This window comes from Bradyrhizobium sp. SZCCHNR1002 (genome assembly GCF_032381435.1).
GTDB classification, from domain to species: domain Bacteria; phylum Pseudomonadota; class Alphaproteobacteria; order Rhizobiales; family Xanthobacteraceae; genus Bradyrhizobium; species Bradyrhizobium aeschynomenes.
Genome location: NZ_JAUHIS010000006.1, coordinates 433,381 through 457,947, shown reverse-complemented (window position 1 = coordinate 457,947; position 24,567 = coordinate 433,381). Strand labels below are relative to the sequence as shown.

The following is a 24,567-nucleotide window of genomic DNA, read 5'->3' as shown; positions in this document are numbered from 1 at the left end:
CCGCTGCTTCATCGGACCGAGAACGGCGACTGATACGGTCGGCCGAATGGCACGCCGTTGATCACGGTCTGGACCGGCTTCAGCTGCAGCTTGCCCTCGCGCCTGTTGCCTCGCGTGTCCAGGAAGCTGACGGGCCCTTCGACCAGATCCATGATCGCGATATCGGCCGGCGCACCCACCTGCAAGGTGCCGAGCTTGGGCGTCCGGCTGATGATCTTGGCCGGCGCCGAGGTTGCCATGCTCACCACCTGCTCCAGGGAGAACCCCATCGCCAGGAATTTGCCCATGACGTTGGGCAGGAACGGCATGCCCGGTGAATTGCCCGAGAACACATGGATGTCCGAGGAGATGACATCGGGTCCGCAGCCGCCGGGGATCGCCACCTCGGCCACCGTGAAGTCGAAGCTGCCGCCGCCATGACCGACATCGAACAGCACGCCTCGCTGCTTGGCGGCGAGCGCCGCCGGCAGCAGCTTGCCGTCCTGGACGATGTTGGTGAAGGCGCCGCCGAGGTTCGGCGCGCCGGAATAGGCATGGGTCAGGACATCGCCGGGCCGCAACAGGTCCAGGATCTGGGACATCAGCTCGGCGGTCTCGACGCCCCCGATATGCACCATCATCCGCGCCGGCCAGCCGCATAGCTCACAAGCCTTGATGGCGCGCTTCAACGGCTCGAGCCCGTGCTTGAAGATCACGTTCTCGGACATCCGAACCTTGACCCCGAGCAGGAAGTCCGGGTTCTCGGCCAGCGCCATGGCGCAGGCGTCCACCTGCGCATTGTCGATGTTGTAGAGCTCGGCGACCGGGAACGCCGACAGGCCGTTGTTGGCGATATGGATGAAGGCGTAGATGCGTGCGCGCGACTGCGCCGCGATGAAGCGGCGCAGCGCGGCCACGTTGTTCACCCCGGCGTCGCCCGCCGAGACCACCGTCGTGGTACCCTGGAACTGCACCAGCTCGTCCGGCGGAATCCCGATCGCCGAACCATAGGGATAGACATGGCTGTGAAGGTCGATGAGGCCCGGCATCACCAGCCGGCCGGCGGCATCGATCGACCGCAGCGCCCGGTCGGCAGCAATCTCCGGCTCGATCGCCTCGACGACGCCCCAGCGGATTCCGACGTCCCGCTTGCCGCGCAGCGATTGGCTGGGGTCGATCACGTCGCCGCCTTTGATGAGGATGTCGAACTTGTCGGCCGGACCCATGGCGGCATCAGCAGGCCTCGACATCGCGGCCATGGCGGCCGCTCCGGACGACAGCAGGAAATTGCGGCGCGACAGCGCGGACATGTTCAGCCTCCCCAAGCTTGTTTGTAGTTGCCGGGAGCATGCGCCTCGCCCTCCGGTCCAGCAAGGCCGGCTCGAAAAGATTGAGACTTTCTGTCAACCGTCCCAGCTCAGGTCTGACGTTGCGCAGTTGACGCAGTGCATTAAGATGTCCCGGCAGTCATCTCCGCGAGACCGCATGACATCGATCTTCCGCCCGCTCCTTGCGATCCTCCTCCTCGCATCATCATTCGCGTCGGCTGCTTCGGCCGGTGATGCCGTCGACGCCGCGCGGGCCTGGGGCTTGATCGGGACATGGGCGGCCGATTGCAGCGTGCCGGCGGTCAAGGGCCGCGGCGCCATCATCTCCTACGAAGTCACGTCCGATGGCCAGCTGATCTATCGCCGCGATCATGATCCGTCCGACGTCAACGAGGTGGCCAGCGCGCGCATCGAGCCCGACCAGACGCTGGTGCTCTCGATCGTGCTGCCGAAGGCGCGGCAGACGCGCGAGAACGGCATCGTGAGGACATCGGACGGCGGCATTCGCTCGCTGTTCAATCGCGGCGAGGACGGCAGCTACACCATTCGCGAGGCGCGGTTCGTCGCCAATGGCAGGCCGACTCCGGCTCTCAGAAAGTGCGACTGACCGGGACAAAAGTCGCGCCAGGCCAGCACGGCGCTCGTGCCTCAAACGAAATCTGAACGTACATTCAGCAACTTCGTAGAAGTTCCTGCGGAACGTTCTTGCACACTTCAAGTTGACCTCGCGCAATTCATCCTGGAGGACAACATGAAGAAGCTCGCTCTTGCACTCGCGTCGCTCTCGGTCATCGCGCTGGCGGTGCCGTCGATCGCCAGCGCCGAGACCGTCATTATCAAGCGCGGCGGCCACCACCATCACGGCTGGGATCGCTCGCGCGCCGAGTACCGCGTGCATCGCCACGTCGTTCCCCGCTACGTCCGTCCGTATCACCGCCACCACGACCGCACGGTGGTGATCAAGCGCTACTGATCCGCTGCGCAGACAAGGAAATGGCCCCGCACGGGGCCATTTTTCTGTTGATCGCAGCACGTGCTCTGCCGACGTCAGCGATCCCAGTCCGGCGCGAAGCCCGGATTGACGAAGCGCTTGTCCTTCGGGAGTACTGCGATCGTCTGGCGGTCCTCGTCATCGAGTCGAACCTTCATCGCATCCCAGTTGGCCTGCTGGCTTTCCTTGCGGCCGGCCTTGGGGATCGCCGCGACTCCGTCCTGGTCCAGCAGCCATTTCAGTGCGACCTGCGCGGCGCTCGCGCCGTGCTTGCGGCCGATCGCGGCAAGCGTCTCGTCGGCGGCGGCACGTCCCTGCGCCAGCGGACAATAGGCGACCAAGGGGATCGACCGGCTGGCCATGTAGGCCATCAGCTTCGATTGGTCGAGCATCACGTGATACTCGACCTGATTGCAGGCGATCGGCGCCTGGATGTCCTCGACGGCCTGCTTCAGCAGCGCGACCGTGAAGTTGGCGACGCCGATGGCACGGGTGCGGCCCTCCTCCTTCAGCTTCAGCAGCGTGTCCAGCGCGGCCGGAAGATTCATTCCCTTGGCCGGCCAATGGATGAGATAGAGATCGACGAAGTCCAGCCTGAGCTTCTTCAAGCTGGTGTCGAACGCGCGGCGGATCGAGTCCGGCGCGAGATTTTCCGGCCAGACCTTTGTCGTGACATGCAATTCCTCCCGCACCACCGACGCCGCGGCGAGCGCGGCGCCGATCGCATCCTCGTTGGCGTACATCTCGGCGGTGTCGATGTGACGATAACCGAGCGCGAGCGCGCTCTCGACGGCCTCGCGGCATACCGTGCCCTGCATGCGAAACGTGCCAAGGCCAAGCTTCGGCAGACGGATACCCTGCGTTTCAATGACGTTCATGACTTCTCCTGGAGACGCGCCAACCGGCGGCCGAGCGGATGCTGGCGGCAGCCTCGGAACATCAAGACCTTGGCGGGATCGGCTCAGCTTGCCTGCGCGGCGCTTGGCAGTTCAAGCGGGCCGGCATCCGACCTCAATCAAGATATCGGGAGATTGGTTCCGTCTTGGAGGACCAGCATCCGGCTCAACGCCAGCCGCAGATTCCGCCGTTTCCCGGCCGGCAAGGCCAGGTCTGAATCCGCGTGTCCATCGCCTGCGCATCCAGCGGATTGCCGCGCCGCTGCGCGAGTCGGTTGCGGGCCGCGCCGCGCGGCCGCTCCGCCGTCCGTGCGGCCTGAGGCCGGCGGGCGACGTTGGCATGCGGGACGATCGCGGTGATATCCGAATCCACCGGCAGCCGGGACGCGACAGTTGGCCGGTCGGTCCGAGCCTCGATAGGAACGGGCTCGAAATGCGCCTCGGGTCCAAGTGGCTCCGGCGACAAGACGGCCTTCGACAAGTCGAGCCGGAGGAAGTCACCCGGCTGATATGTACCTGCGATGGATTCCGTTCCCGTGAGCAACACGGCGCAAGTGACCGTGCCGATGAACGCTCTCAAGACCATCCCGTCCTCCCGTCTTCCCGCGCAACCTCAATTGCGCGCCCCTGCTGCGAGATCCCCTGGCGACACGGATTGCAACGTCGACCGCCGCAAGCGCTCAGCGCTTTGACCCGCACCGTGATGTTCGTTGATCGCCCGTTATCGGTTAGGAGAAAAAAGCCCAACAACCGCCGGTCGTTCGACGCATCATATCCAAAGTTCCGCCGCCGTCTCTGATGTAGGTCGCGGCGTCGCCTTTTCCAGGCCTTAAACTGCGAGTCACGGTTACCGCTGTGCACGCAAACGGGCGCTTGCCACATAAGTCATACTAATCGGATGATTGGATCTTGATGCGGCAACGCAGCGTCTCAGCTGCTCCCGTTGCGATATGCATAATGCCAGGCTTGGCCATGAACTCCGCATCAAAATCGAGCGGGCTCGCAAATCCGCGCCAAGGCTCGATGCACAGGAACGGCGCGCCGCCCGGCTTCGACCAAATGCCGAGCTCGCGGAAACCGTCCCAGCTGATGTCGAGGGCCGGTCCCCTGCTCCCGACCAGGCGAACCGAGCGGCTCAAGGGCTGATCCAGGATCACGGCATCGTTCTCGAAAAGGCGTTCGTTCAACGACAGCACGCGCCCTTCGATCGGCGAGCGCTCCGGCCGCTCGCACAGCAAGCCACCGGTCAGGCGCCGGATCGGTGCCGGCTCGGGTTCGGCAAAGACCAGGCGATAGCTGTCTTTCGGCTCGCCCGGGAGCAACGGCCAGTTGAAGGCGGGATGTGCGCCGAACGAGGCCGGCAGCACCTCCGCGCCGGGGTTCGCGATCTCGACCACCATGTCGAGCGCATCGGCGGTGATCCGGTAGCTCAACGTCAGGCGGAAGGCGAAGGGATAGCGCGCTTGCGTCGTCTGGTCGTCGGTCAGTTGCAGTATGCAGGCCTCCGCGCCACGCTCCAACCACGTGAAGCGCAGGTCACGCGCAAAGCCATGCTGCGTCATCGGATAGGTTCGGCCGCCGTGGTGGAGCTGGTCATTCTTGAGCCGGCCGACGATCGGAAACAGCCAGGGCGCATGACGCGGCCACGCAGCGCCTGCTTGCCAGAGCAACTCCAGATCATTGGCCGTCTTCAGCGAGCACAGCTCGGCACCATCCGCCTTGATCGTCGCAGTGATGCCGCCTGCGCTGATCGTGTGAAGGTCGTCGCTCATCGGTCACCGCCCAGGTCGCAAAAGCGCACGAGGTGATGCCGGATTGCGCCGCCAACGTCCAGAGGCCTGCGATCACCGCTCCCCCACGAGCAGCCGGTATCGGACCTGATCGAGGATGACGGCGAGCACCAGCAGCGAGCCAAGCAGCACCATCTGCATGTAGGAACCGATCTGCGCGATGTTCATGCCGTTCTGCAAGAGCACGATGAAGAAGCCACCGAGCACGACGTTCTCGACCCGGCCGATGCCGCCATGCAGCGACACGCCGGCGATGACGCAGGCCGCGATCGACTCCAGCGCGATGGTGCCGCCGAGATTGGTCTCACCGGAGCCGACGCGGGCGGTCAGCAGCAGGCCCGCGACGGAAGCCAGCAGCGCGCATAGCGCATAGGCGATGAACAGCACCTTCGTGGTGTTGACGCCCGACAGCCGAGCCGCCTTGGCGTTGCCGCCGACCGCCTGGATGTGCTTGCCGAGCCGGGTGCGGTTCATCACCAGCCAGATCGTGCTGGCCGCCACCACGGCGACCAGCACGGGGACCGGAATGTCGAACACACGGCCGAAGCCGAGGACGTCGCCGAACTCATAGGGCACGCCGGACACCGGCACGCCGCCGGTCAGGAACAGCGCGATGCCGGCGCCGACCGACTGCACGCCCAGCGTCATGATGAAGGGCGAGACGCCGAACACGGCAATTCCAAGCCCGTTGATGCTGCCGATGACGAGCGCCGCCGCAAGCCCGGCGCAGCAGCCGAGCACGATCACCAGCCACAGCATGTCCGACGGTAGCATATGCGACAGCGTCACCATCGCGAGCGCCGAGACCACAGATGTCAGCGCGATGGCCGTACCGACCGAGAGGTCGAAGCCGCCGGTGACCAGCGCCAGCATCTGACCGAGCGAGACCAGGATCAGGTAGACCGACTGCCGCGCGACGTTGGTCAGGTTCTGCAGCGCCAAGAATTCCTTGGACACCAGCGAGAACGCGATCAGGGTGGCGACCAGGAAGAACGGCAGCACACCGACGCGCAGGAACAGCGCGCGCAGGCCCGTGAGCACCGCATTGGCGCCGCGTGGCGCGGCCGTGTCCTCGGCAATTGTCGTCGTTGGCATGCTCACGCCGCGCTCTCCGTTTCGGCAAAGAAATGTTTCAAGACGTTCTCTTCCGCGATCGCGTCGCCGGAGAGCTCGGCCGCGATGCGGCCCTTGGCGAACACCAGCAAGCGATGTGACAGGTTCATCACCTCCGGGAGGTCGGAGGAGATCACGACCACGGCCTTGCCGGCCTCCGCGATGTCCTTGATCAGCTGGTACAGCGCCATGCGCGTGCCCATGTCGACGCCGACCGTCGGCTCGTCGAAGATGTAGACGTCGCGGTTGTCGCCAAACCCCTTGCCGAACAGCACCTTCTGCTGGTTGCCGCCAGACAGTTTCGACACCGCGCGATCCATCGCCCCCTTGGCGATGCCGACCTTGTTGCCGATCGCATCCGTCAGCGCGCGGCTGCGGCGCGGCCCCACGAAGCCGAGCGGACCCGCAACGTCGTTGCGGTCGAGCAGGCTGAGCTCGATGTTGCCGCGGGCGCTCGCGGTCATCTGCAGGCCCTCGCTCTTGCGGTCGGACGGCAGGAAGAACACGCCGTCCTTGAGCAGCGCGCGCGTCGACGCGCCAGTGACGTCGCGGCCCTTCAAAGTCACCTTGCCGGCCTGCAACGGCTGAAGCCCCATCGCCGCGCGCCAGATCCGCGATTTGCCGCTGCCGACGAGACCGGCGCAGCCGAGCACCTCGCCGGCGCGCACCTCAAGGCTTGCGCCATGGACGCCCGCGGTGCGGATGCCCTCCAGCGTCATGACCACGGCGCCATCGGTACGATAGGCGATCTTCGGATAGACCTGATCGACCGCGCGCCCCGTCATCAGCTCGATCAGCTCGCGTTCCGAGGTGCCGCGCGCCGGGACGGTCGCGATCAAGCGGCCGTCGCGCAGGATCGAGATGCGGTCGGCGATCTCTTGGAATTCCTGGATCCGGTGCGAAATATAGATGATGCCGACGCCGGAGGCGGCCGCCTTGCCGATGAAGCCGAACAGGCGCTCGGTCTCGCGCTCGGTGAGCGAGGCCGTCGGCTCGTCGAGGATGAGCACGCGGGCATTCGACAGAAAAGCCTTGGCGATCTCCACCATCTGCTGCTGCGCGCGCGACAGGCTGGACGCGGGACGCGTCACCTCGATGTCGAAATCGAGCTCGGCAAACAGTTTGCGCGCGCCGGCCAGCATGGCGCGGCGATCCGTCAGCGGCCCGCGCATCAGCTCGCGGCCGAGATAGAGATTCTCGAACACCGGCAAGGTGGGCACCAGGGAGAATTCCTGGAACACGGTGCCGATGCCGGCCTTGGCCGCGTCGTGCACCGAATGAAAGCTCACCTCGTCTCCCGCGATGCGGATGGTGCCGGTGGTCGGCCGGAAGACGCCGGAGAGAATCGAGATCAAGGTCGACTTGCCGGCGCCGTTCTCGCCGAACAGCACATGCACCTCGCCGCGCTCGACCTTGAGATGAACGCCGCTGAGTGCCTTGACGCCGGGAAACTCCTTGGTGATCCCGGTCATCTCGACCAGCGGTGCAGCTAGGCTACTCATCATCGGCCCCCTTGCGATGCGGCCCTGCGCCCGTCAGGGAACAGAGGCAGAGCCGCACCTGACCCCCGCTCAGTTGAAGACGGGCTTGAAGCCGTCCGGGGGAAGGATGTTCGCCGGCGGCACCTTGCCGATATTGGCGGAGTCGACCACGAAGATCTTCGGACCGACGTGCTTGACGTAGTCCTTGCCTTCGAGGATGCGCACGGCCTGGTCGACCGCGATACGGCCCTGGATGACCATGGAGTCGGCGGGCGCTGCCATGATCAGGCCGCGCTTGATGCCCTCATAGACGCCGGGCGTCATGTAGAAGGCGAGCAGGTCGACCTTGCCCTTCAGCCCGCGCTCGCGGATCAGGCCCTGCGCCGCTTCGGCGGTGACGGCCGTACCGGCGACGTAGCGGATGTTCGGCGCGGCCTGCAGCGCGTCCTCGACCAGCTTGGCCTGCACCTCCTTGCCGGTGTCGCCATATTTCGGCTCCAGCACCTTGATCGCCGAGCCCTTCACCGCGTCCATGAAGCCCTTGTTGGCGGCCTCGACCCAGCCGGCGCCGGCCGGGCCCGGGAACCAGCCGACCACGACCTCGGGCGTGCCGGCCGGATGCTTCTTGGCGAGATAGCTGCCGGTCTCCGCGCCCATCGTGTAGAACGACACCAGCGACTTGGCCGAAATATCCGGCGAGGAGATGCCGTTGACGAGGTCGATCACCGGGATCTTCTTCTTGGCGATCTCCCCGATCACCTTGTTGAGGCCATCGGCCGAGATCGCGCCGATGATGACCGCATCAGTGCCCGACGCGACGCAGTCCTCGATCTGCGAGATCTGCTTGTTGAGCTCGGTGTAGCCGCCGGCCTCGACCAGGTTCATCTTGACGCCCAGGCGCTTCGCCTCCTCCGCGACGCCATAGTCGACGCCGAGCCAATAGGCGTCCTTCATGTGCGGGAACGAGACGCACAGCTTCCACGGCTTCGAGGCCTTCTCCAGCGGGACATATTTGACATCCCACGGCTTGCCGTCGGCCGCGAACGGCGGCTCGATCTTGGAGGCGTCGTAGGGATACCAATCGGCAGCATGGGCGCCGGCCGACAGCACCAGCGCCGACGACGCCAGGAGAACACGAACCAAACTCTTCATTGAACTACCCCTTTGTCATTCAGTCTTGAAACCCGGCACAAGCCCGCCGCACCGAAGTGCGGTCAGGCCAATGCCGCCCGGATCTTCTGCAGAAGAGCTTTGCGATCGGCGCGCGCCGCGAGCGCGCCATCCATGTCGATCTCGACGAAGCGCGTCGGCATGTTCGGCTGCAACTGGCCGATCAGGTCCATGTCGGCCGAGATGACCGTGCCGACCATGAAGTAGCCGCCGCCGGAGACGGCATCGCGATGCAGGATGATCGGCTCCTTGCCGCCGGGCACCTGGATCGAGCCGTAGGGATAACAACTGTCGACGATGTTGGAGGGATCGGAGCCGGCCCCGAACGGCTGCTCGCGCTCGACGAATTTCAGCGCCTGGCCGCCGCGGAAGCGATAGCCCATGCGGTCGGCCTCGGGCGCGACCTTCCACTGATCGGCGAAGAAGCTCTGCTGCGACTCCGGCAGGATGCGATGCCAATAGAGACCCGGCAGCACGCGCAGCTCGGCCGGATGGCCGGGCTTGCGCCGCAGCGCCTCGGGCACGCTCGCGCCTGCCTTGCCGCTGCTGGCAACACCGACCGGCAGCTCATCGCCGGCCGCAATCGGCCGGCCCTTGAAGCCGCCGAGCGCACCGATCGGATAGGTCGAGCGGCTGCCGAGCGCGAGCGGCACGTCGATGCCGCCTGAGACTGCGATGATGATGCGCGCGCCGCTCTTGAGATAGTCGAAGCTGAGCACCTGCCCCGCCTTCACCTCCAGCGCGGTCCAGCCCGGCTGCTCGACACCGTCGAGCTTGATCGGCATCTCGGCCCCGGTGACGGCGATGCGCGCGGGCGCGGTGAATTCCAACTGCGGCCCGATGAACACGGCTTCGAGGCATGCAGCGCCTTCGTCATTGCCGACCAGCAGGTTCGCGGCGCGCAAGGCGAGCCGATCCATCGCGCCGCCGACGGGAATGCCGAGATGGAAATAGCCGGGGCGGCCGAGGTCCTGCACGGTGGTCGACAGACCCGGATGAAGCACCTTGATGGTCATGCCAGCGCTCCCTGAAGCTTGGCGTTGTAGCCGGTCATGTCCTTCTGGAAATCGCGGAAGTCGAAGGTGACGTCGCGAATGATGGGCGCGAAGCGGCCGGACGCGACCTCGCCCAGCGCGTGATCGTATTCGTCCTGCTGGATCGGCTTGAACTTGACGATGTCGCCGGGGCGGAAGAACACCATGAAGTCGCGCAGGTATGAGATGCTCTGCTCGGGATCGAAGATCGGCATCGGCGTGATGCCGAACATCTGGTAGCCGCCGGCGCCGCGCACCGAGTAGATGCAGGAGAAGCAGCCGCCATGGCCGATCGTCAGCTTCGGCGTGTCGGTGCGCGGGCGCAGATATTTGGGCACCTGCAGCTGCTTGCTCCGCTCCACCATCTGGTACATGAACGGCAGACCGGCGACGAACCCGACCATCGAGACGAACCAGGGCGAGCCGCTATGCGCTTTGATGAAGGCGTCGACATCGGCGAGGCCGTTGACGCGCGCGGCATATTCGAGGTCGGTCGCGGTCGGGTCCTGGTGCCGCTCGCGGAAGCGCATCAAGGTCTCGTGCGTCCAGGGATCCTGGTAGAACACGGGGATCTCGATGATGCGGGTCTTGATGACCGGCTCGGTCTTCGCCGCCGCGCTCTCGATGCCCTGCACCTCTTTCAGGATGTCGTTCGGCTTGATCACATCGGGATCGAACTTGATCTGGAACGAGGCGTTGGCCGGGCAGATCTCCGTGACGCCCTTGATGCCGGCGTCGCGGATCGCATTGGTCATCGACAGGCTCTTGAAGAAGGCATCGAGCGACATCGCCTCGTCGCATTCGACGAAGAGATGCTCGTCACCCCCGAACGAGTAGCGGGTGGTCATCAGGCGTCCTCCCTGGCGCGGGCCAGCTGCGCGAAATCGGTTTCGAGCCATGGCTCGAGAAAGCGGGTATGGGTGCGTCCGTCGGCCACGCTGGCATCGCGCGCGAGCGCGGCATGCAGCGGAATGGTCGTGGGGATGCCGGTGATCACGAGACAATCGAGCGCCTCGCGCAACCGGGCCAGGCAGTCGGCGCGGGTCTCGCCCCGCACGATCAGCTTGCCGAGCAGCGAGTCGTAGAACGGCGGCACCGCATAGCCTTCGAACAGCAAGGTATCGAAGCGGATGCCCTCGCCGTCGGGCACGGCAAGCCGTTCGATCGTGCCGGGCCCGGGCATGAAGCCTTTGTGCGGATCCTCGGCATTGATCCGGCACTCGATCGCGTGGCCCTGGATGCGCACGTCGTCCTGCGTCACCGAGAGCTTGGCGCCGCCGGCAATCTTCAGCATCTCCTGCACCAGGTCGATGCCGGTGATCATCTCGGTGACGGGATGCTCGACCTGGATGCGGGTGTTGACCTCGATGAAGTAGAATTCGTTCGTCGCATCATCGTAGAGATATTCGACCGTGCCGGCGCCGCTGTAGCCGACGGCGCGGCCGAGCGCGACGGCGCTGGCGCAGAGCCGCTGGCGGACGTAGTCCGGCAGCCCCACCGCAGGCGCCTCCTCCCAGACCTTCTGACGCCGCCGCTGCAGCGAGCATTCGCGCTCATAGCAATGCACGACGTTGTCGCCGTCACCGAGGATCTGCACCTCGACATGGCGCGCGCGCTCGATCACCTTCTCGATGTACAGCCTGCCGTCACCGAATGCCGCCGCGGCTTCACTGGAGGCCTGTGGAAACTGCCGGGCGAACTCCTCCGCATCTCCGACGATGCGGATGCCGCGCCCGCCGCCGCCGGCCGCCGCCTTGATCATCACGGGAAAGCCGATCCGCGCCGCGATCGCGATGGCCTCGTCGAGATCGGTGACGCGGCCGTCCGAGCCCGGCACGGTCGGCACGCCGGCGAGCGCCGCGACCTGACGCGCCATCACCTTGTCGCCGAGCAGCCGAATCGCCTCAGCGCTCGGGCCGACGAAGACGATGCCGGCCGCGGTGACGGCTTCGGCGAACTCGGCATTCTCGGCGAGGAAGCCGTAGCCGGGATGCACGGCGTCGACCTTGGACGCCTTGGCCGCGTTCACCACGGCCTCGATGTTCAGATAGGATTTCTTCGCCGCCGGCGGCCCGATCTCGACCGTCTCGTCGGCGAGCTGCGCCGCCAGCGACTCCTTGTCCGCGATGCTGTGCGCGAGCACGGTGCGCAGGCCCAGCGCCTTCGCCGCGCGGATGATCCGCACCGCGATCTCGCCCCGGTTGGCGATCAGGACCGAGCGCAAGGTCATGCCTCGACCTCGGCGATCACCTGCCCCGCCATGATGGCGTCGGCGTCATCGACGCTGAAGCGAATGTTCCTGCCGGCAACGCCGGCCTTGACCTCATGGAACGACTTCATCACTTCAACGAGGCCGATGACATCGTCAGCAGCGACCGTATCGCCGTCGTTCTTGAACGGCGCGCTCTCCGGCGAGGGCTTGCGATAGAACACGCCAGGCAGCGGGGACTTGATCTCAGTGCTCATGGGTCAGGCTTCGCTTTGCGGTTTCTGGGGAACGATGTCGGACGGCGGCGCGATGCGGATGCCGTTGGCAATCAGCGTCTGGCGCATCGCGCTGGCGATCTCGTAGGCGCCGGGCGTATCCGAGTGGAAGCAGATCGACTCGAATTCGATGTCGATGTCGTCGCCTTCGATGGTGCGGACCTTGCCGGTCTGGCATGCCCGCAGCACCTTGTCGGCGACGCCCTGCGGATCGAGCCTCTTGCCGTGACGGGTGAAGACGATCGAGCCGGAGCGGTCGTAGTCGCGGTCGGCATAGAACTCGCGGATGACGGGCTGCCCAGCCTCGACGGCGACGCGATAAGTCACCGAAATGTCCATGCAGAACACGAAGGAGTTCGGCGCCACCGTGCGCATCAGCTTGATGAAGGAGCGCGACAGCTGCTCGTTGGCGGCGAGCTCCATGTAGAGCGCGCCATGCGGCTTGACGTGCTGCAAGGTGCCGCCGTGGCGGCGGGCGAATTCCCTGATGGCGCCGACCTGATAGACGATGTCGTTGATCAGTTCGTCGGCCGAGCCGTCGATGCGGCGGCGGCCGAAGCCTTGCAGATCGCGATAGCCGGGATGCGCGCCGATGCCGACGCCGTGCTGGGTGGCGAGCCGCACCGTGGTGTCCATCAGATTGGGGTCGCCGGCGTGGAAGCCGGCGGCGATGTTCGCCGAGCTGATCAGCTCCATCAGCTTGGCGTCCTCGGCGTCGCTCAGCCGCCAGGAGCCGAACGCTTCGCCCAGATCGCAATTGATATCGACAGTCTTCAGCGGCACGGATGCTCCCCTCACCTGGCGCCGCCCTTTCGCGCGAGATGGGCGGCGGGGCGGCGGAACAGGACGTTAGGGGCACACAGTCCCATTGAAAATTATTATTGTTGGAAACTCATTTTCTCTTTTTTAGATTGCCCTTTGAACACGCTTTGCGCGCTGCATCCGGTCAAATAGCTGGTAAAATTGATTGAATCATGCCGCCTGTTTGCGGTGCACGGTGCCCAAGGAATATTCGATTTGCTTTTTAAGATAGAAGATGGCTCCATATTCTGATCTTTGAATGGAGAATTGGGTGGCCATCAGCCTGCGCCAGATCCGCTATTTCGTCGCCACCGCCGAGCAGGGCCAGATCACCCAGGCCGCCTCGGCGCTGTCGATCTCGCAATCGGCGATCACCACCTCGATCAAGGAGCTCGAGGAGATCGTCGGCGCCGAACTGTTCAACCGCTCGCCGCAGGGCATGGAGTTGACGCCGATCGGCCGGCAATTCCTGTTTCACGCCTACGACATTCTCAACAAGGTCGAGGAAGCGACCTCGCTGCGCGTGCCCGCCGGCGACGTCGAAGGCAGCCTGACGCTCGCGGCGACCTACACCGTGATCGGCTATTTCCTTCCCAACCATCTCGAGCGGCTGAAGCGGCACTATCCGCGACTCAACATCCAGCTGTTCGAGCTCACGCGCGAGGCGATCGAGGAAGGGCTGCTGTCGAACCGCTACGACATCGCGGTGCTGCTGACGTCGAACGTACAGAATCCCGATCTCACCATGGAGACGCTGATCGGCTCGCGACGGCGGCTCTGGGTGCCATCGAAACACCGGCTGCTGCAGCGCGAATCCGTGTCGTTGCGGGACGTTGCCGACGAGCCCTACATCATGCTGACGGTCGACGAGGCCGCGCACACCTCGCTCAAATACTGGAACAAGACCGCATTCCAACCGAACGTCGTGCTGCGGACGTCCTCGGTGGAGGCGGTACGTTCGATGGTCGCCAACGGCCAGGGCGTCGCCATCCTCTCCGACATGGTGCTGCGGCCGTGGTCGCTGGAAGGCCGGCGGATCGAGACCATCGTGCTCAGCGATCCCGTGCCGGCGATGGATGTCGGTCTCGCCTGGCGGCGAAACATCGAGTTCACCCCGGCCATGGAGGTGTTCCGCTCCTATTTCCGCCAGGCGTTCTACATCCCGACGCTACGATAGAGGCCCCGGCCCAACCCCGATTGCACCCGGAATCTCGCGATCGTCGGAAAAGACCGCAAGACGATATCGGGATTCCGGGTTCAAGGCCTCTCGGCCTTGCCCCGGAATGACGGCGGTGTAGCGCGGTCGAACTGTGCAATCCGCGCCGAATCTTCGTGCAAGCCGGCCGCTTGCCGGCCCCATTCATTCGTGTACGAATGACCAAAACCGGCTTGATGCTGCGCCGCGTGCAGGCGCAAACTGCCGTAAATTGCTTCGAGAGAGAAGGACATCCCGATGGCCCATGACGCGCCGCAAGCGACCGGCCCCAGCAAGCTGGTCATCCGCAACATCGGCCTGATGCTGTCGGGCGCGCTGGAACGGCCGATCCTGGATGCCGACACCATCGTCGCCGAGAACGGCAAGATCACCGCCATCGGCCGCTACAAGGACGTCGACACCTCGGGCGCGACCACCATCGTTGATGCCCATGGCACCACCGTCGCGCCGGGCCTGATCGACAGCCACGTCCATCCCGTCGCCGGCGACTGGACGCCGCGGCAGAACCAGAGCAACTGGATCGATTCCTACCTGCATGGTGGCGTCACCACCATGATCTCGGCCGGTGAGGTGCACATGCCCGGCCGCCCGCGCGACGTCGTCGGCCTGAAGGCGATGGCGATCTTCGCGCAGCGCGCGTTCTGGACCCTCCGCCCCGGCGGCGTGAAGGTGCATGCCGGCGCGCCGGTGATCGAATGCGAGATGGTCGAGGACGACTTCAAGGAGCTCGCCGCGGCCGGCGTCAAGCTGCTCGGCGAGGTCGGTCTCGGCGGCGTCAAGGACGGTCCGACCGCGCGCAAGATGGTCGGCTGGGCGCGCAAATATGGCATCCAGAGCACGATCCACACCGGCGGTCCGTCGATCCCCGGCTCCGGACTGATCGACAAGGACGTCGTTCTCGAAGCCGGCACCGACGTGATCGGGCACATCAATGGCGGCCACACCGCTTTGCCCGACGATCAGATCCGCTGCATCTGTGAGGGCTGCAAGGCCGGCCTCGAGCTGGTGCACAACGGCAATGAGCGCTCGGCACTGTTCACCTTGCGCACCGCGCGAGAGATGAACGAGCTCAGCCGCGTCATCCTCGGCACCGACGCGCCCGCCGGCTCCGGCGTGCAGCCGCTCGGCATTCTCCGCATGGTGTCGCTGCTGTCGTCGCTTGGCGACATCCCGGCCGAGATCGCGTTCTGCTTCGCCACCGGCAACACCGCGCGCATGCGCGAGCTCGATTGCGGCCTGATCGAAATCGGCCGCTCCGCGGATTTCGTGATCATGGACAAGGCGCAGCACTCGCCCGCCAACACGCTGCTCGACAGCGTCCAGCTCGGCGACCTCCCGGGCATCGGCATGACCATCATCGACGGCATCGTTCGCACCCAGCGCAGCCGCAACACGCCGCCGGCGACGAAGATCCCGGAGATCGTGGCGAAGTAGGTCGACTATCGCTCCGCCGTCATTGCGGGCGTAGCGGGAAGTGTACCCAGCTCGCTCAACAACAAGCGGTGTCGTCCCGGCCTTGAGCCGGGATCCATACTCCGCGGCGGTCGTGGTGGGCGCGATGTTAACGATGCGTCTGCCCCAAACTATACCCTGTGGCTCTGGGTCCCGGCTCAAGGCCGGGACGACGGCGGAATTTAACGCTTCTCGATACGCAATCTCGCATCACGTGAGTGCGCGAACCTTCGCTGTGGCGAAGAACCGTAGGGTGGGCAAAGCGGCGCCGTCAGGCGGCGCGTGTCCACCGTTGGTAGATGCGGACGTGGTGAGAATGGTGGGCACGCTTCGCTTTGCCCAACCTACGAGATCTGCGTCTTGGACTACCGCAGCCGGCTCAACAGCGACAGCAACGTCTCGCGCTCTTTTGCATCCAGCGGCGCCAGCGTTTCCTTTGAAATCGCGAGCGCCAGCGGCGCGGTTTTCTCCGCGAGCTGCTGACCCGCCCGGGTCAGGCTGACCAGCAGCCGACGGCCATCCTGCGGATCAGAGCTCGTCTCCGTCAGCCCCCGCGCGGTCAACCGGTCGATCACGCCCTTGATCGTCGCGACGTCCATCGCCGTCAGACGGCCGAGCTGGTTCTGCGAGCACGGCCCGGTCTCGACCAGCTTCGACAGCGCGGCCCACTGCGTCGGCGTCAGATTGCTGCCGATGTCGCGGGCGAAGATCATGGTGTGACGCTGCCACACCTGGCGCAGGATGAAGCCGATCTGGTCGTCGAGCACGTAGGTCGACTTCGCCGGCTTGGCAGCGGCCTTGACGGCCGCTTTCGCCGCCGGCTTCGGCGCAGCCTTGGTCGCCTTCGTCGATCGCTTCAGCGCGGCCGTCTTTGCCATCTAATCCTCGCCTCAGATCGACAGATGCGCGTCGCGGATATCCGGCCGCGCATCCAGCTCCGCCATGGTGCCGGCGAAGCAGATGCGGCCGCGTTCAATGATGTAGGCCCGATCCGAAATCAGTTTTGCAAAATGCAGGTTCTGCTCGGACACCACCAGCGACACGCCTTCCTTCTTCATCGTCAGGATGGCATCGACCATCTGCTCGACGATCTTCGGCGACAGGCCTTCCGAGGGCTCGTCGAGCAGCACCAACGACGGATTGCCCATCAGGGTGCGAGCGATGGTCAGCATCTGCTGCTCGCCGCCGCTCATGCGGCCGCCCGGACGGTTCTTCATCTCACCGAGATTGGGAAACAGCTTGTACAGCTTCTCGCGCGTCCATTGCGGCGCGCCGGGCCGCGGCTTCTGCCGGCCGACTTCGAGGTTCTCCTCGACGGTCAGATCGGTGAAGATGCGCCGCTCTTCCGGCACGTAGCCGAGACCGGCACGGACGATCTCATGCGTCGGCGCGGTCGAGATGTCCTTGCCTTCGAACATGATCTGCCCCTCGCGCAAGGCGACGAGGCCGACGATCGAGCGGAAGGTGGTCGACTTGCCGGCACCGTTGCGGCCAAGCAAGGCCACCACCTCGCCCTCGCCGACCTCCAGGCCGATGTCGAACAGGATGTGCGCCGGGCCGTAATGGCTGTTCAGATTGGCAACGGACAGCTTCATGCCGAGGCTCCCTCGCGATGCCGGGCATCGTACAGCAGGCCTTCGCCGAGATAGATCGCCTGCACCTCGCGGTTGGCGCGCACCTCGGCCGGCGAGCCCTGCGCGATCAGGCTGCCGCGATTGAGCACGAGGATGCGATCGGCATGCTCGAACACGACGTCCATGTCATGCTCGGTGAACAGCACGCCGATCGACTGCTCGCGCGCGATTTTCGCCGTCAGCCGCATCAGCTCGACGCGCTCACGCGGCGCCATGCCTGCGGTCGGCTCGTCCATGAGCAGCAGCTTGGGCTGGTTGGCCAGCGCGATCGCCAGCTCCAGCCGCTTGAGATCGCCATAAGCGAGCTCGCCGCAGGGCCGCTCGGCATAGCCGGCCATGCCGACAAGATCGAGCAGACGATCGGCCTCGCCGCGTTCGATTCCGATCATCGGACTCCAGAAATCGAACAGGCGATGATGATGCGACACCAGCGCAACCTGGATGTTCTCGCGCACCGTCATGGTCGGATAGGTCGCGGTGATCTGGAAGGTGCGCCCCACGCCGAGCCGCCAGACCTCGCGCGGCTTGCGGCCGGTGGTCTCCTGCCCCATGACGGTGATGCGGCCGCTGTCCGGCACGTTCTGGCCGTTGAGCATGTCGAAGCAGGTGCTCTTGCCCGCGCCGTTGGGGCCGATCAGTGCCAGAATCTCGCCCGCCTGCAACGTGAACGAGACGTTGCGCACGGCATGAATGCCGCCATAGGATTTCGACAGCCCTTCGACCGAGAGCAAGGACACACCGAAACTCATTGCGCGCCCTCCATCTTCGCCGACAGCGCGGCAGCCTTCGGCGCCGTGGCCCGCCGCCGGTGCATGACGCTCTCGACCACGCCGACGATGCCCTTAGGGAACACCACGACGATCAGCACGATGAAGATGCCGAGCACGAGCTTCGACCAGTCGGTCTGGCTGACCAGCCAGATGTTGAGCGCCTTGTAGACGATGGCGCCGAAGATCGCGCCGGGCACCGTCTCGACGCCGCCGAGCAGCACCATGACCAGCGCGTCCACCGACAGCGAGATACCCATGTTGTCCGGGAACACGCTGCCCTTGAGATAGGCGAACAGCGCGCCGCCGATGCCCGCCGTGGTGCCGGCGATGATGAAGGCCGTCCACTGGATGCGCTTGCCGTTGATGCCGATGGACTCGCTGCGCAGCGGCGAGTCCCGCATGCCGCGCAGGGCATAGCCGAACGGCGAGAAGGTGATCAGGCGCAGCACGCTGACGACGAAGGCCGAGACGCCAAGCGCGAGCCAGTAGAAATGCGACGGCGAGGCCGCCCATTTCTCCGGCCATAGGCCGAGAATGCCATTGTCTCCGCCAGTCACTGCCACCCATTGGAAGGCGATCGACCAGACGATCTGGGCAAAGGCCAGCGTCAGCATCGCGAAGTACACGCCGGAGAGCTGCACGGCAAAAGCGCCGAACACGGCCGCGCCCGCCGCACCCAACAAAGGTCCGAGCAACAGGCAGGCGATCATCGGCAGTCCCGCCATCTTGGCGAGGAACGCCACACCATACGCACCGAGGCCGAAATAGGCGGCGTGGCCGAACGAGGCGAGGCCGCCGACCGCCATCAGGAAGTGGAGGGACGCGGCGAAAATGACGAAGATCGCGATCTCCGCACCGACGGTCAGCGCGTAGTTGCCGGCGATGAAGGGCAGCATCGCCGCAAACGCCACCGCAACCAGGGAGGCAAGCCGCTCGACCGAGCTCAGCGGACGCCAGGGAATGACGGTGAGGCCCGGCGTCCGGCGCGCCGGCGCCTCCTTCCTGCCGAACAGGCCCCAGGGCCGCACGACCAGCACGACGGCCATCACCAGGAACACGAGGATCAGCGAGATCGTGGGGAAGATGAGAATGCCGAACGCATTCAGCTCCGACACCAGCACGGCGGCGACGAAGGCACCGAGGATGCTGCCGAGACCGCCGATCACGACGACCACGAAGACCTCGACGATGATGCGCAGGTCCATCGCGTGATGGACCGCATCGCGCGGGATCTGCAGCGCGCCGCCGAGCGCGGCGAGGAAGACGCCGACCGCGAACACCGAGGTGAACAGCCATTTCTGATTGACGCCGAGCGCCGCGACCATGTCGCGGTCCTGCGTCGCCGCGCGCACGAGGATGCCCCAGCGCGTGCGCTGGAATAACAGCCAGAGCGCACCGAGCACGACGGGGCCGAGCACGATCAGGAACAGGTCGTAGCTCGGAATGTTCTGGCCGAAGAAATTCACCGCGCCCTTGAAGCCCGGCGCGCGGCGGCCGACCAGGTCGTCCGGCCCCCAGATCAGCACGACGAGATCCTCGACCATCAGGGTCAGGCCGAATGTGCCGAGCAGCTGGAACAGCTCCGGTGCATGATAGATCCGGCGCAGCAGCGCGATTTCGACCAGCACGCCGATGACCGCGACCGCAAGCGCCGCGACGACGATGCCGCCCCAGAAGCCGAGCGGGCCGGACAGCCGCTCCGTCAGCGAGAAGGCCACGTAGGCGCCGAGCATGTAGAACGCGCCATGGGCGAAATTCACGATGCGGGTGACGCCGAAGATGATCGACAGTCCCGATGCCACCAGGAACAGCGAGGCCGCGCTGGCAAGGCCGGTCAGGAACTGGACGAAATAGAAGGCCATGGGCGGTCCGCGTGAGGGAGATCGTCTGTATCGGGTGAGCCGCGTGGGGGCTTGCGTGAAGAGCCGCAAGCGTGGAGTGAGGGTTCTCGGCCTGAACCTGTAGATCAGGCGTCAAAATCCCTCACCCCGCCCGCTCTCCTCCGCGGGCGGAGGAGGCAGGAAGGCATGGACCAGGCTTGGCTCAGTCCTTCGGACGGAGCTTGGCGACTTCGGCGTCGCTCGGGAGATAGTCCGCGCCCTTGCGATAGACGGTGTCGACCATGATGCCCTTGCCGTCCTTCAACGCGGTCTTGCCGACGAAGGCGCCGAGCGTCGACTGGTGGTCGTTCTTGCGGAAGGTGATCTCGCCGAACGGGGACGGCACCGAGAGGCCCTCGGCCGCCGCGATCAGCTTGTCGGCATCGGTCGAGCCGGCCTTGGCGAGAATGGCGGCCGCCGACTTGATGGTCTGGTAGCCGACGATCGAGCCGAGGCGCGGATAGTCGTTGTACTTGGCCTGGTAGGCCTTGAGGAACGCGTCATGCTCGGGCGTCTTGATCGAGTACCAGGGATAGCCGGTGACGATCCAGCCTTCCGGCGTCTCCTCCTTCAGCGGATCGAGATATTCCGGCTCGCCGGTCAGGAAGCTGACCACCTTGCGGTCCTTGAACAGGCCGCGGGTGTTGCCTTCGCGGACCAGCTTCACGAGGTCGGCGCCGAACGTCACGTTGAGGATCGCCTCCGGATTGGCGGCGGCGACGGCCTGTACCACGGGACCGGCGTCGATCTTGCCCTGCGGCGGCCACTGCTCGTCGACCCACTGGATGTCGGGGCGCTTCTCCGACAAGAGCTTCTTGAACACGGCAACGGCCGACTGGCCATATTCGTAGTTCGGCGCGATCGTGGCCCAGCGCTTCGCGGGCAGCTTGGCGGCTTCCTCGACCAGCATCGCGGCCTGCATGTAGTTCGACGGACGCAGGCGGAAGGTATACTTGTTGCCCTTCGACCAGGTGATGGCGTCTGTCAGCGGCTCGGCCGCCAGGAAGAACACCTTCTTCTGGTTGGCGAAGTCGCTGACGGCGAGGCCGATGTTCGACAGGAAGGTGCCGGCGAGCATCGCGACGTTCTCGCTCGACACCAGCTCGTTGGCCGCGGTCTGCGCGTCGGCCGGCTTGCCGCTGTCGTCCTTGGAGACGACGACGAGCTTCTTGCCGTTGATGCCGCCGGCCGCATTGACCTCCTCGACCGCGAGCTGCCAGCCCTTGCGATAGGGCTCGGTGAACGCCGGCAGCAGCGAATAGCTGTTGATCTCGCCGATCTTGATGACGTCCTCGGCGCGCGCCGCGCCCGTCAGTCCCACGACGGCAAGGCCCAGGCCTGCCGCAAGCATCGTTCTCCGTCGCATCCCTTCAGCCTCCAACTGTTGACTTGAGTTATCGCAGTCCGTCGTCGCCCTTGATCTCGGCGACCGCAAGCCCGCCGACACGCGGCAGCGGACGACCGCTGTCGGTGACGGCGAGCGCGACCATGATCTCGCCAGCGCGCGGCGCATCGTTGATCTGCACCTCCATGCCGTCGAAATGGCTGCGCACGAAAGCGGCGTCCTTGTGCCCGAGCGGGATGTCGAGCGTGCAGCCGACGCCGCCGCGCTTCTTCGACGACGGGATCAGCGCGGCGCCCTTGCCGAGCACCTTGCGCACCGGCGCGCCCATCTTCGGATGCAGGATGGCGGCCGCATGCTCCAGCTCGCCATCGCTGCCGACGGCCGCGGCCTTGCCATAGCTGTGCGCCGCAGGTCCCTCGATGCCGAGCGCAGCCACCGCGCGCTTGGCCAGCATCTCGCCGAGCTCCTCGCCGATCGCGATCAGCGGCGAGAGATCTTCGACATAGCGGCCGGCGAACGGGTTTTCGATCACGGCGACCGCCGCGGCGCGGCGCGTCGGCGGCGAGATGGTCTTGCCCATCTCCTGATGGACTTCCTCGACCACGGTCACGATCTTTCTGATGACGGCGCTCATCGTCGGCAGTCCCTCATGTTCCAGCCCATCATAGATCAAACCTCACGCAGCCGCAGCCCGCAACCGGGACGGCCGGACGACCTCGACCGGACGCGCGCCGACGACGCGGATGGTCCCGCGGAGCTGCAGCACGGCGGCTTCGATCAAGCCATCCGAGAGCAAAGCCTGCGCGCACCGCTCACCCGCCGCCAGCGCCCTCGCAACATCGCCATCGCCCAGCTCTCCGACCTCGCATGTGACGAGACGATGACCGAGATCGCTGTCCGGCTGAAGCTCGCAGGCCGGACGGCGGACCACGGCGGGATGTCCGGGCAGATCGACCGAATTGCCGATCACGGTTGCAGCGGCGTCGGCCGGCGCGGCGGTCCTCGCCAACACGGTCACAGCATCGGCGATGCCGAGCGAGAAGCTGCGGCCATGCCGGCCCGACGTGGCGACGCCACCGATTCCATCATCCGCGCGCAGCGTCATCCGGCGCAGGGTTCCGGCGCTGTCCGGCCGATCCATCAGCCCGACGCTGAACGTCGCGGCATCCAGCAGATGCAGCGCGATATCGCCGCCATTGTTGACATGGGCGCGCGTCAGCTTCGCCGCACTCAGCATGGCGCCAAGGACTTCCTCCGCCACGGATCCCGCGACGGCAGCCATCGGCGTGATGAACATCTTGGCCGCGAACGGCGCCACCGCCGCATGCATGCGACGGGCGACGACGCCATTCAGAGGGCGACAAAGATCGGCGGCCTTGCGCAGCTCAGACAGTTCCGAACAAAGTTCATCGAGCAAGCCCGTGAAGCGCTCCGCAGCAGCGCGATAGGCGGCGCGGATGTCGCCCTCCGCACCATCGGCGCCGATGATCAGATCGATCGGCCCATCCTGCAGATGCAGCCGCCGGTCCGGCAACAGGGCAATCTGTGGCTGCCGGCTCATGCGCCCTGCCCCGGCCACTGACGGATATCCTTGCCGACCTCCTTGAGGGAGGCGAGCGGCTGCACATAGTCCATGTGGCCGCCGAGCGCCTCATAGTCGGACAGCTTCATCGTGAACTCGATCGGCGCCACCAGCGCCGGCGTCGGCACGTAGCCGAACGCGCCCGCCGGCATCTGCGTCACGTCGACCATGTAGGTGATGCCGCCGCCCGGCCAGACATAGACCGGCGCGCCACCCGAGGTGACGCGCGTCAGCGCATCCTTCACCGAGCGGGTCAGACGTACCGGATTGTCCGTGACACCGGCGCGCAACGAACCACCGGCACCGGCCATGAACAGCACGGTGCACAGCGCCGGCTCGCAATTCTCCTGGATGCGTTCGACCGAGAACTGCAGCTCCGGCGGCATCTCGCGCTGGATCGGCGTCAGACTCTCGTCGAGCACGTAGTAGCCCGCATGCTCACCGGTCGTCGACACCATCAGGAGCGTCGTTCCGGGCTTTGCCGTCTTCGGATCGAACGGACCGAGGATCGCAAGCGGATCGGAGATATCCGTGCCACCCCAGCCGGTGCCGGGCTGCGCGACCTGGAAATAGCGGCCCGGGGTCGAGCGCCGCCCCTTCATCTTGATGCCGGTCGACGGAATATCCAACAGCTTGCCGGCCTGGTGCTCCGACAGCACGCCGGTGATGTGGTCGTCGACCACGACGACCTCGTCGACCTTGCCCTGCCACTGTTTGGCGAACATGCCGATCGTCGCCGAGCCGCAGCCGACGCGCATGCGCTCTTCCTTGACGCCGTTGACGATCGGCGGTTGCCCGGCCTGTACGATCACGCTGGCGCCGCCGTCGATCACAAGCTCGACGGCCTTGCGGTTGCTGAGATCCATCAGCGCGTCGCAGGTGACGCGCCCCTCCTTCTTCGAGCCGCCGGTGAGATGATGCACGCCGCCGAGCGACAGCATCTGCGAGCCGTATTCGCTGGTCGTGACGTGCCCCACAGCCTCGCCGTCGACACGCACGGTTGCGGCTTCCGGCCCGAGATAGCGGTCGGTGTCGATCTTCACCTTGACGCCGCAATAGCTGAAGATGCCCTCGGTCACGACGGTGACCATGTCGACACCTTCGATCTGCGACGAAACGATGAAGGGCGCTGGCTTGTAGTCGGGATAGGTGGTGCCTGCGCCGATCGCGGTGACAAACAGCTCCGGCTGATGCACGATCTTGCCGTCCCAGTCGCCGCTGGCCTGGAACGGCACCAGCTTGCCGCCATGCGACACCGTCCGCTCCAGCAGGACATGCGGATCGACCCGCACCAGCACGCCGTCCTGATTGGCGTAGCGATCGCAGGCGCCGGCCGCGCCCGGCTTGATGTAGCACATCACCGGGCAGGCATCGCAGCGGATCTTGTCCCCTGCAGCGTCGCTCGCCGTCTCAGTTACCATGCAGAGAAGCCCATCTTGAAGCGGTGGCGGCAATGATCACCGTCCGCCGCGGCAATTCGTTCGTATACGAATGATGTCGCGCCCGTCCGCCGACTGTCAAGCGCCACTGCGCCCGAAAAGCAGGTTTGCCGGATAATCGATCAGTTTGCCCTGCACAATGACGACAAATCGTGCACACGCTGCAATGCGAAACGCGGTAC

At 65.6% G+C, this 24,567-nt stretch carries 24 protein-coding genes; 4 read left to right on the top strand and 20 right to left on the bottom strand.

What is annotated here, in order from left to right; all coding sequences use genetic code 11:
- Positions 1–8 precede the first annotated feature (8 nt).
- Complete coding sequence (locus QX108_RS27125) at positions 9–1,289, bottom strand: amidohydrolase/deacetylase family metallohydrolase (RefSeq protein ID WP_315785911.1); 1,281 nt, start codon at positions 1,287–1,289, stop codon at positions 9–11.
- 175 nt (positions 1,290–1,464) lie between these two features.
- On the opposite strand from QX108_RS27125, the gene QX108_RS27120 reads away from it, so the two are divergent.
- Both QX108_RS27120 and QX108_RS27115 read left to right on the top strand, forming a co-directional pair.
- Positions 1,465–1,914, top strand: coding sequence for a hypothetical protein (locus QX108_RS27120; RefSeq protein WP_315785909.1), 450 nt, complete (start codon positions 1,465–1,467; stop codon positions 1,912–1,914).
- A gap of 144 nt (positions 1,915–2,058) precedes the next feature.
- Positions 2,059–2,280, top strand: a complete 222-nt coding sequence (locus QX108_RS27115) for a hypothetical protein (RefSeq protein WP_315785907.1) — start codon at positions 2,059–2,061, stop codon at positions 2,278–2,280.
- A 74-nt stretch (positions 2,281–2,354) separates the two neighbouring features.
- Here the strand turns inward: QX108_RS27115 and QX108_RS27110 are convergent, their stop codons facing one another.
- The 11 genes from QX108_RS27110 to QX108_RS27060 form a co-directional block, all read right to left on the bottom strand.
- Positions 2,355–3,176 carry an aldo/keto reductase gene (locus QX108_RS27110; RefSeq protein WP_315785905.1) on the bottom strand — a complete coding sequence of 274 codons (822 nt, stop codon included), beginning with the start codon at positions 3,174–3,176 and terminating at the stop codon, positions 2,355–2,357.
- 184 nt (positions 3,177–3,360) lie between these two features.
- Positions 3,361–3,780, bottom strand: a complete 420-nt coding sequence (locus QX108_RS27105) for a hypothetical protein (RefSeq protein ID WP_315785903.1) — start codon at positions 3,778–3,780, stop codon at positions 3,361–3,363.
- 304 nt (positions 3,781–4,084) lie between these two features.
- On the bottom strand, positions 4,085–4,966 hold the full coding sequence (locus tag QX108_RS27100) for an aldose 1-epimerase family protein (protein WP_315785901.1): 882 nt from the start codon (positions 4,964–4,966) through the stop codon (positions 4,085–4,087).
- 72 nt (positions 4,967–5,038) lie between these two features.
- On the bottom strand, positions 5,039–6,085 hold the full coding sequence (locus tag QX108_RS27095) for an ABC transporter permease (protein WP_315785899.1): 1,047 nt from the start codon (positions 6,083–6,085) through the stop codon (positions 5,039–5,041).
- Entirely contained in the window at positions 6,082–7,599 is a 1,518-nt protein-coding gene (locus QX108_RS27090) for a sugar ABC transporter ATP-binding protein (protein WP_315785897.1), read from the bottom strand. The genes QX108_RS27095 and QX108_RS27090 overlap by 4 nt, the downstream gene beginning before the upstream one ends.
- Positions 7,600–7,668: 69 nt before the next feature.
- On the bottom strand, positions 7,669–8,730 hold the full coding sequence (torT, locus tag QX108_RS27085) for a TMAO reductase system periplasmic protein TorT (RefSeq protein WP_315718900.1): 1,062 nt from the start codon (positions 8,728–8,730) through the stop codon (positions 7,669–7,671).
- Between the two features lie 62 nt (positions 8,731–8,792).
- Entirely contained in the window at positions 8,793–9,764 is a 972-nt protein-coding gene (locus tag QX108_RS27080) for a biotin-dependent carboxyltransferase family protein (RefSeq protein WP_315785896.1), read from the bottom strand.
- A complete protein-coding gene (locus QX108_RS27075; protein ID WP_315785895.1) occupies positions 9,761–10,630 on the bottom strand; it encodes an allophanate hydrolase subunit 1 in 870 nt (289 codons plus the stop codon). The genes QX108_RS27080 and QX108_RS27075 overlap by 4 nt, the downstream gene beginning before the upstream one ends.
- Positions 10,630–12,012: an acetyl-CoA carboxylase biotin carboxylase subunit gene (locus QX108_RS27070; protein WP_315785893.1), complete on the bottom strand. Its 1,383-nt coding sequence runs from the start codon at positions 12,010–12,012 to the stop codon at positions 10,630–10,632. Before QX108_RS27070 ends, QX108_RS27075 begins: the two co-directional genes overlap by 1 nt.
- On the bottom strand, positions 12,009–12,248 hold the full coding sequence (locus tag QX108_RS27065; RefSeq protein WP_315785891.1) for an acetyl-CoA carboxylase: 240 nt from the start codon (positions 12,246–12,248) through the stop codon (positions 12,009–12,011). The genes QX108_RS27070 and QX108_RS27065 overlap by 4 nt, the downstream gene beginning before the upstream one ends.
- A 3-nt stretch (positions 12,249–12,251) precedes the next feature.
- On the bottom strand, positions 12,252–13,049 hold the full coding sequence (locus QX108_RS27060; protein WP_244422026.1) for a 5-oxoprolinase subunit PxpA: 798 nt from the start codon (positions 13,047–13,049) through the stop codon (positions 12,252–12,254).
- Positions 13,050–13,338: 289 nt separating this feature from the next.
- Here QX108_RS27060 and QX108_RS27055 point away from each other — a divergent pair, with 289 nt between their 5' ends.
- Both QX108_RS27055 and QX108_RS27050 read left to right on the top strand, forming a co-directional pair.
- The gene (locus QX108_RS27055) at positions 13,339–14,244 is read left to right on the top strand and encodes a LysR family transcriptional regulator (RefSeq protein ID WP_172180054.1); all 906 of its coding nucleotides are present in this window, start codon (positions 13,339–13,341) and stop codon (positions 14,242–14,244) included.
- A gap of 276 nt (positions 14,245–14,520) precedes the next feature.
- The gene (locus QX108_RS27050) at positions 14,521–15,717 is read left to right on the top strand and encodes an amidohydrolase family protein (protein WP_315785886.1); all 1,197 of its coding nucleotides are present in this window, start codon (positions 14,521–14,523) and stop codon (positions 15,715–15,717) included.
- 383 nt (positions 15,718–16,100) lie between these two features.
- Here QX108_RS27050 and QX108_RS27045 read toward each other — a convergent pair whose 3' ends face one another.
- The 8 genes from QX108_RS27045 to QX108_RS27010 all read right to left on the bottom strand — a co-directional run bounded on the left by QX108_RS27045 (position 16,101) and on the right by QX108_RS27010 (position 24,367).
- Positions 16,101–16,613 carry a MarR family winged helix-turn-helix transcriptional regulator gene (locus QX108_RS27045; RefSeq protein ID WP_315785884.1) on the bottom strand — a complete coding sequence of 171 codons (513 nt, stop codon included), beginning with the start codon at positions 16,611–16,613 and terminating at the stop codon, positions 16,101–16,103.
- 12 nt (positions 16,614–16,625) lie between these two features.
- Positions 16,626–17,330, bottom strand: a complete 705-nt coding sequence (locus QX108_RS27040; RefSeq protein WP_315785882.1) for an ABC transporter ATP-binding protein — start codon at positions 17,328–17,330, stop codon at positions 16,626–16,628.
- Entirely contained in the window at positions 17,327–18,118 is a 792-nt protein-coding gene (locus tag QX108_RS27035; protein ID WP_315785880.1) for an ABC transporter ATP-binding protein, read from the bottom strand. The genes QX108_RS27040 and QX108_RS27035 overlap by 4 nt, the downstream gene beginning before the upstream one ends.
- The gene (locus tag QX108_RS27030) at positions 18,115–20,001 is read right to left on the bottom strand and encodes an ABC transporter permease (protein ID WP_315785878.1); all 1,887 of its coding nucleotides are present in this window, start codon (positions 19,999–20,001) and stop codon (positions 18,115–18,117) included. Before QX108_RS27030 ends, QX108_RS27035 begins: the two co-directional genes overlap by 4 nt.
- 181 nt (positions 20,002–20,182) lie before the next feature.
- Complete coding sequence (locus QX108_RS27025; RefSeq protein WP_315718890.1) at positions 20,183–21,385, bottom strand: ABC transporter substrate-binding protein; 1,203 nt, start codon at positions 21,383–21,385, stop codon at positions 20,183–20,185.
- Positions 21,386–21,413: 28 nt separating this feature from the next.
- Complete coding sequence (locus tag QX108_RS27020; protein WP_172110706.1) at positions 21,414–21,998, bottom strand: amino acid synthesis family protein; 585 nt, start codon at positions 21,996–21,998, stop codon at positions 21,414–21,416.
- A 42-nt stretch (positions 21,999–22,040) separates the two neighbouring features.
- A complete protein-coding gene (locus QX108_RS27015) occupies positions 22,041–22,925 on the bottom strand; it encodes a UPF0280 family protein (RefSeq protein ID WP_315785876.1) in 885 nt (294 codons plus the stop codon).
- Positions 22,922–24,367, bottom strand: a complete 1,446-nt coding sequence (locus QX108_RS27010) for a 6-hydroxynicotinate reductase (RefSeq protein WP_315718888.1) — start codon at positions 24,365–24,367, stop codon at positions 22,922–22,924. The genes QX108_RS27015 and QX108_RS27010 overlap by 4 nt, the downstream gene beginning before the upstream one ends.
- Positions 24,368–24,567: the final 200 nt, after the last annotated feature.

Coding starts and splice junctions, on each gene's coding strand:
- QX108_RS27045 (WP_315785884.1), bottom strand. CDS start 16,613: ATGGCAAAGACGGCCGCGCTGAAGCGATCGACGAAGGCGACCAAGGCT.
- QX108_RS27035 (WP_315785880.1), bottom strand. CDS start 18,118: ATGAGTTTCGGTGTGTCCTTGCTCTCGGTCGAAGGGCTGTCGAAATCC.
- QX108_RS27040 (WP_315785882.1), bottom strand. CDS start 17,330: ATGAAGCTGTCCGTTGCCAATCTGAACAGCCATTACGGCCCGGCGCAC.
- QX108_RS27065 (WP_315785891.1), bottom strand. CDS start 12,248: ATGAGCACTGAGATCAAGTCCCCGCTGCCTGGCGTGTTCTATCGCAAG.
- QX108_RS27050 (WP_315785886.1), top strand. CDS start 14,521: ATGGCCCATGACGCGCCGCAAGCGACCGGCCCCAGCAAGCTGGTCATC.
- QX108_RS27110 (WP_315785905.1), bottom strand. CDS start 3,176: ATGAACGTCATTGAAACGCAGGGTATCCGTCTGCCGAAGCTTGGCCTT.
- QX108_RS27070 (WP_315785893.1), bottom strand. CDS start 12,012: ATGACCTTGCGCTCGGTCCTGATCGCCAACCGGGGCGAGATCGCGGTG.
- QX108_RS27020 (WP_172110706.1), bottom strand. CDS start 21,998: ATGAGCGCCGTCATCAGAAAGATCGTGACCGTGGTCGAGGAAGTCCAT.
- QX108_RS27030 (WP_315785878.1), bottom strand. CDS start 20,001: ATGGCCTTCTATTTCGTCCAGTTCCTGACCGGCCTTGCCAGCGCGGCC.
- QX108_RS27025 (WP_315718890.1), bottom strand. CDS start 21,385: ATGCGACGGAGAACGATGCTTGCGGCAGGCCTGGGCCTTGCCGTCGTG.
- QX108_RS27120 (WP_315785909.1), top strand. CDS start 1,465: ATGACATCGATCTTCCGCCCGCTCCTTGCGATCCTCCTCCTCGCATCA.
- QX108_RS27010 (WP_315718888.1), bottom strand. CDS start 24,367: ATGGTAACTGAGACGGCGAGCGACGCTGCAGGGGACAAGATCCGCTGC.
- QX108_RS27115 (WP_315785907.1), top strand. CDS start 2,059: ATGAAGAAGCTCGCTCTTGCACTCGCGTCGCTCTCGGTCATCGCGCTG.
- torT (WP_315718900.1), bottom strand. CDS start 8,730: ATGAAGAGTTTGGTTCGTGTTCTCCTGGCGTCGTCGGCGCTGGTGCTG.
- QX108_RS27075 (WP_315785895.1), bottom strand. CDS start 10,630: ATGACCACCCGCTACTCGTTCGGGGGTGACGAGCATCTCTTCGTCGAA.
- QX108_RS27105 (WP_315785903.1), bottom strand. CDS start 3,780: ATGGTCTTGAGAGCGTTCATCGGCACGGTCACTTGCGCCGTGTTGCTC.
- QX108_RS27090 (WP_315785897.1), bottom strand. CDS start 7,599: ATGAGTAGCCTAGCTGCACCGCTGGTCGAGATGACCGGGATCACCAAG.
- QX108_RS27015 (WP_315785876.1), bottom strand. CDS start 22,925: ATGAGCCGGCAGCCACAGATTGCCCTGTTGCCGGACCGGCGGCTGCAT.
- QX108_RS27100 (WP_315785901.1), bottom strand. CDS start 4,966: ATGAGCGACGACCTTCACACGATCAGCGCAGGCGGCATCACTGCGACG.
- QX108_RS27080 (WP_315785896.1), bottom strand. CDS start 9,764: ATGACCATCAAGGTGCTTCATCCGGGTCTGTCGACCACCGTGCAGGAC.
- QX108_RS27125 (WP_315785911.1), bottom strand. CDS start 1,289: ATGTCCGCGCTGTCGCGCCGCAATTTCCTGCTGTCGTCCGGAGCGGCC.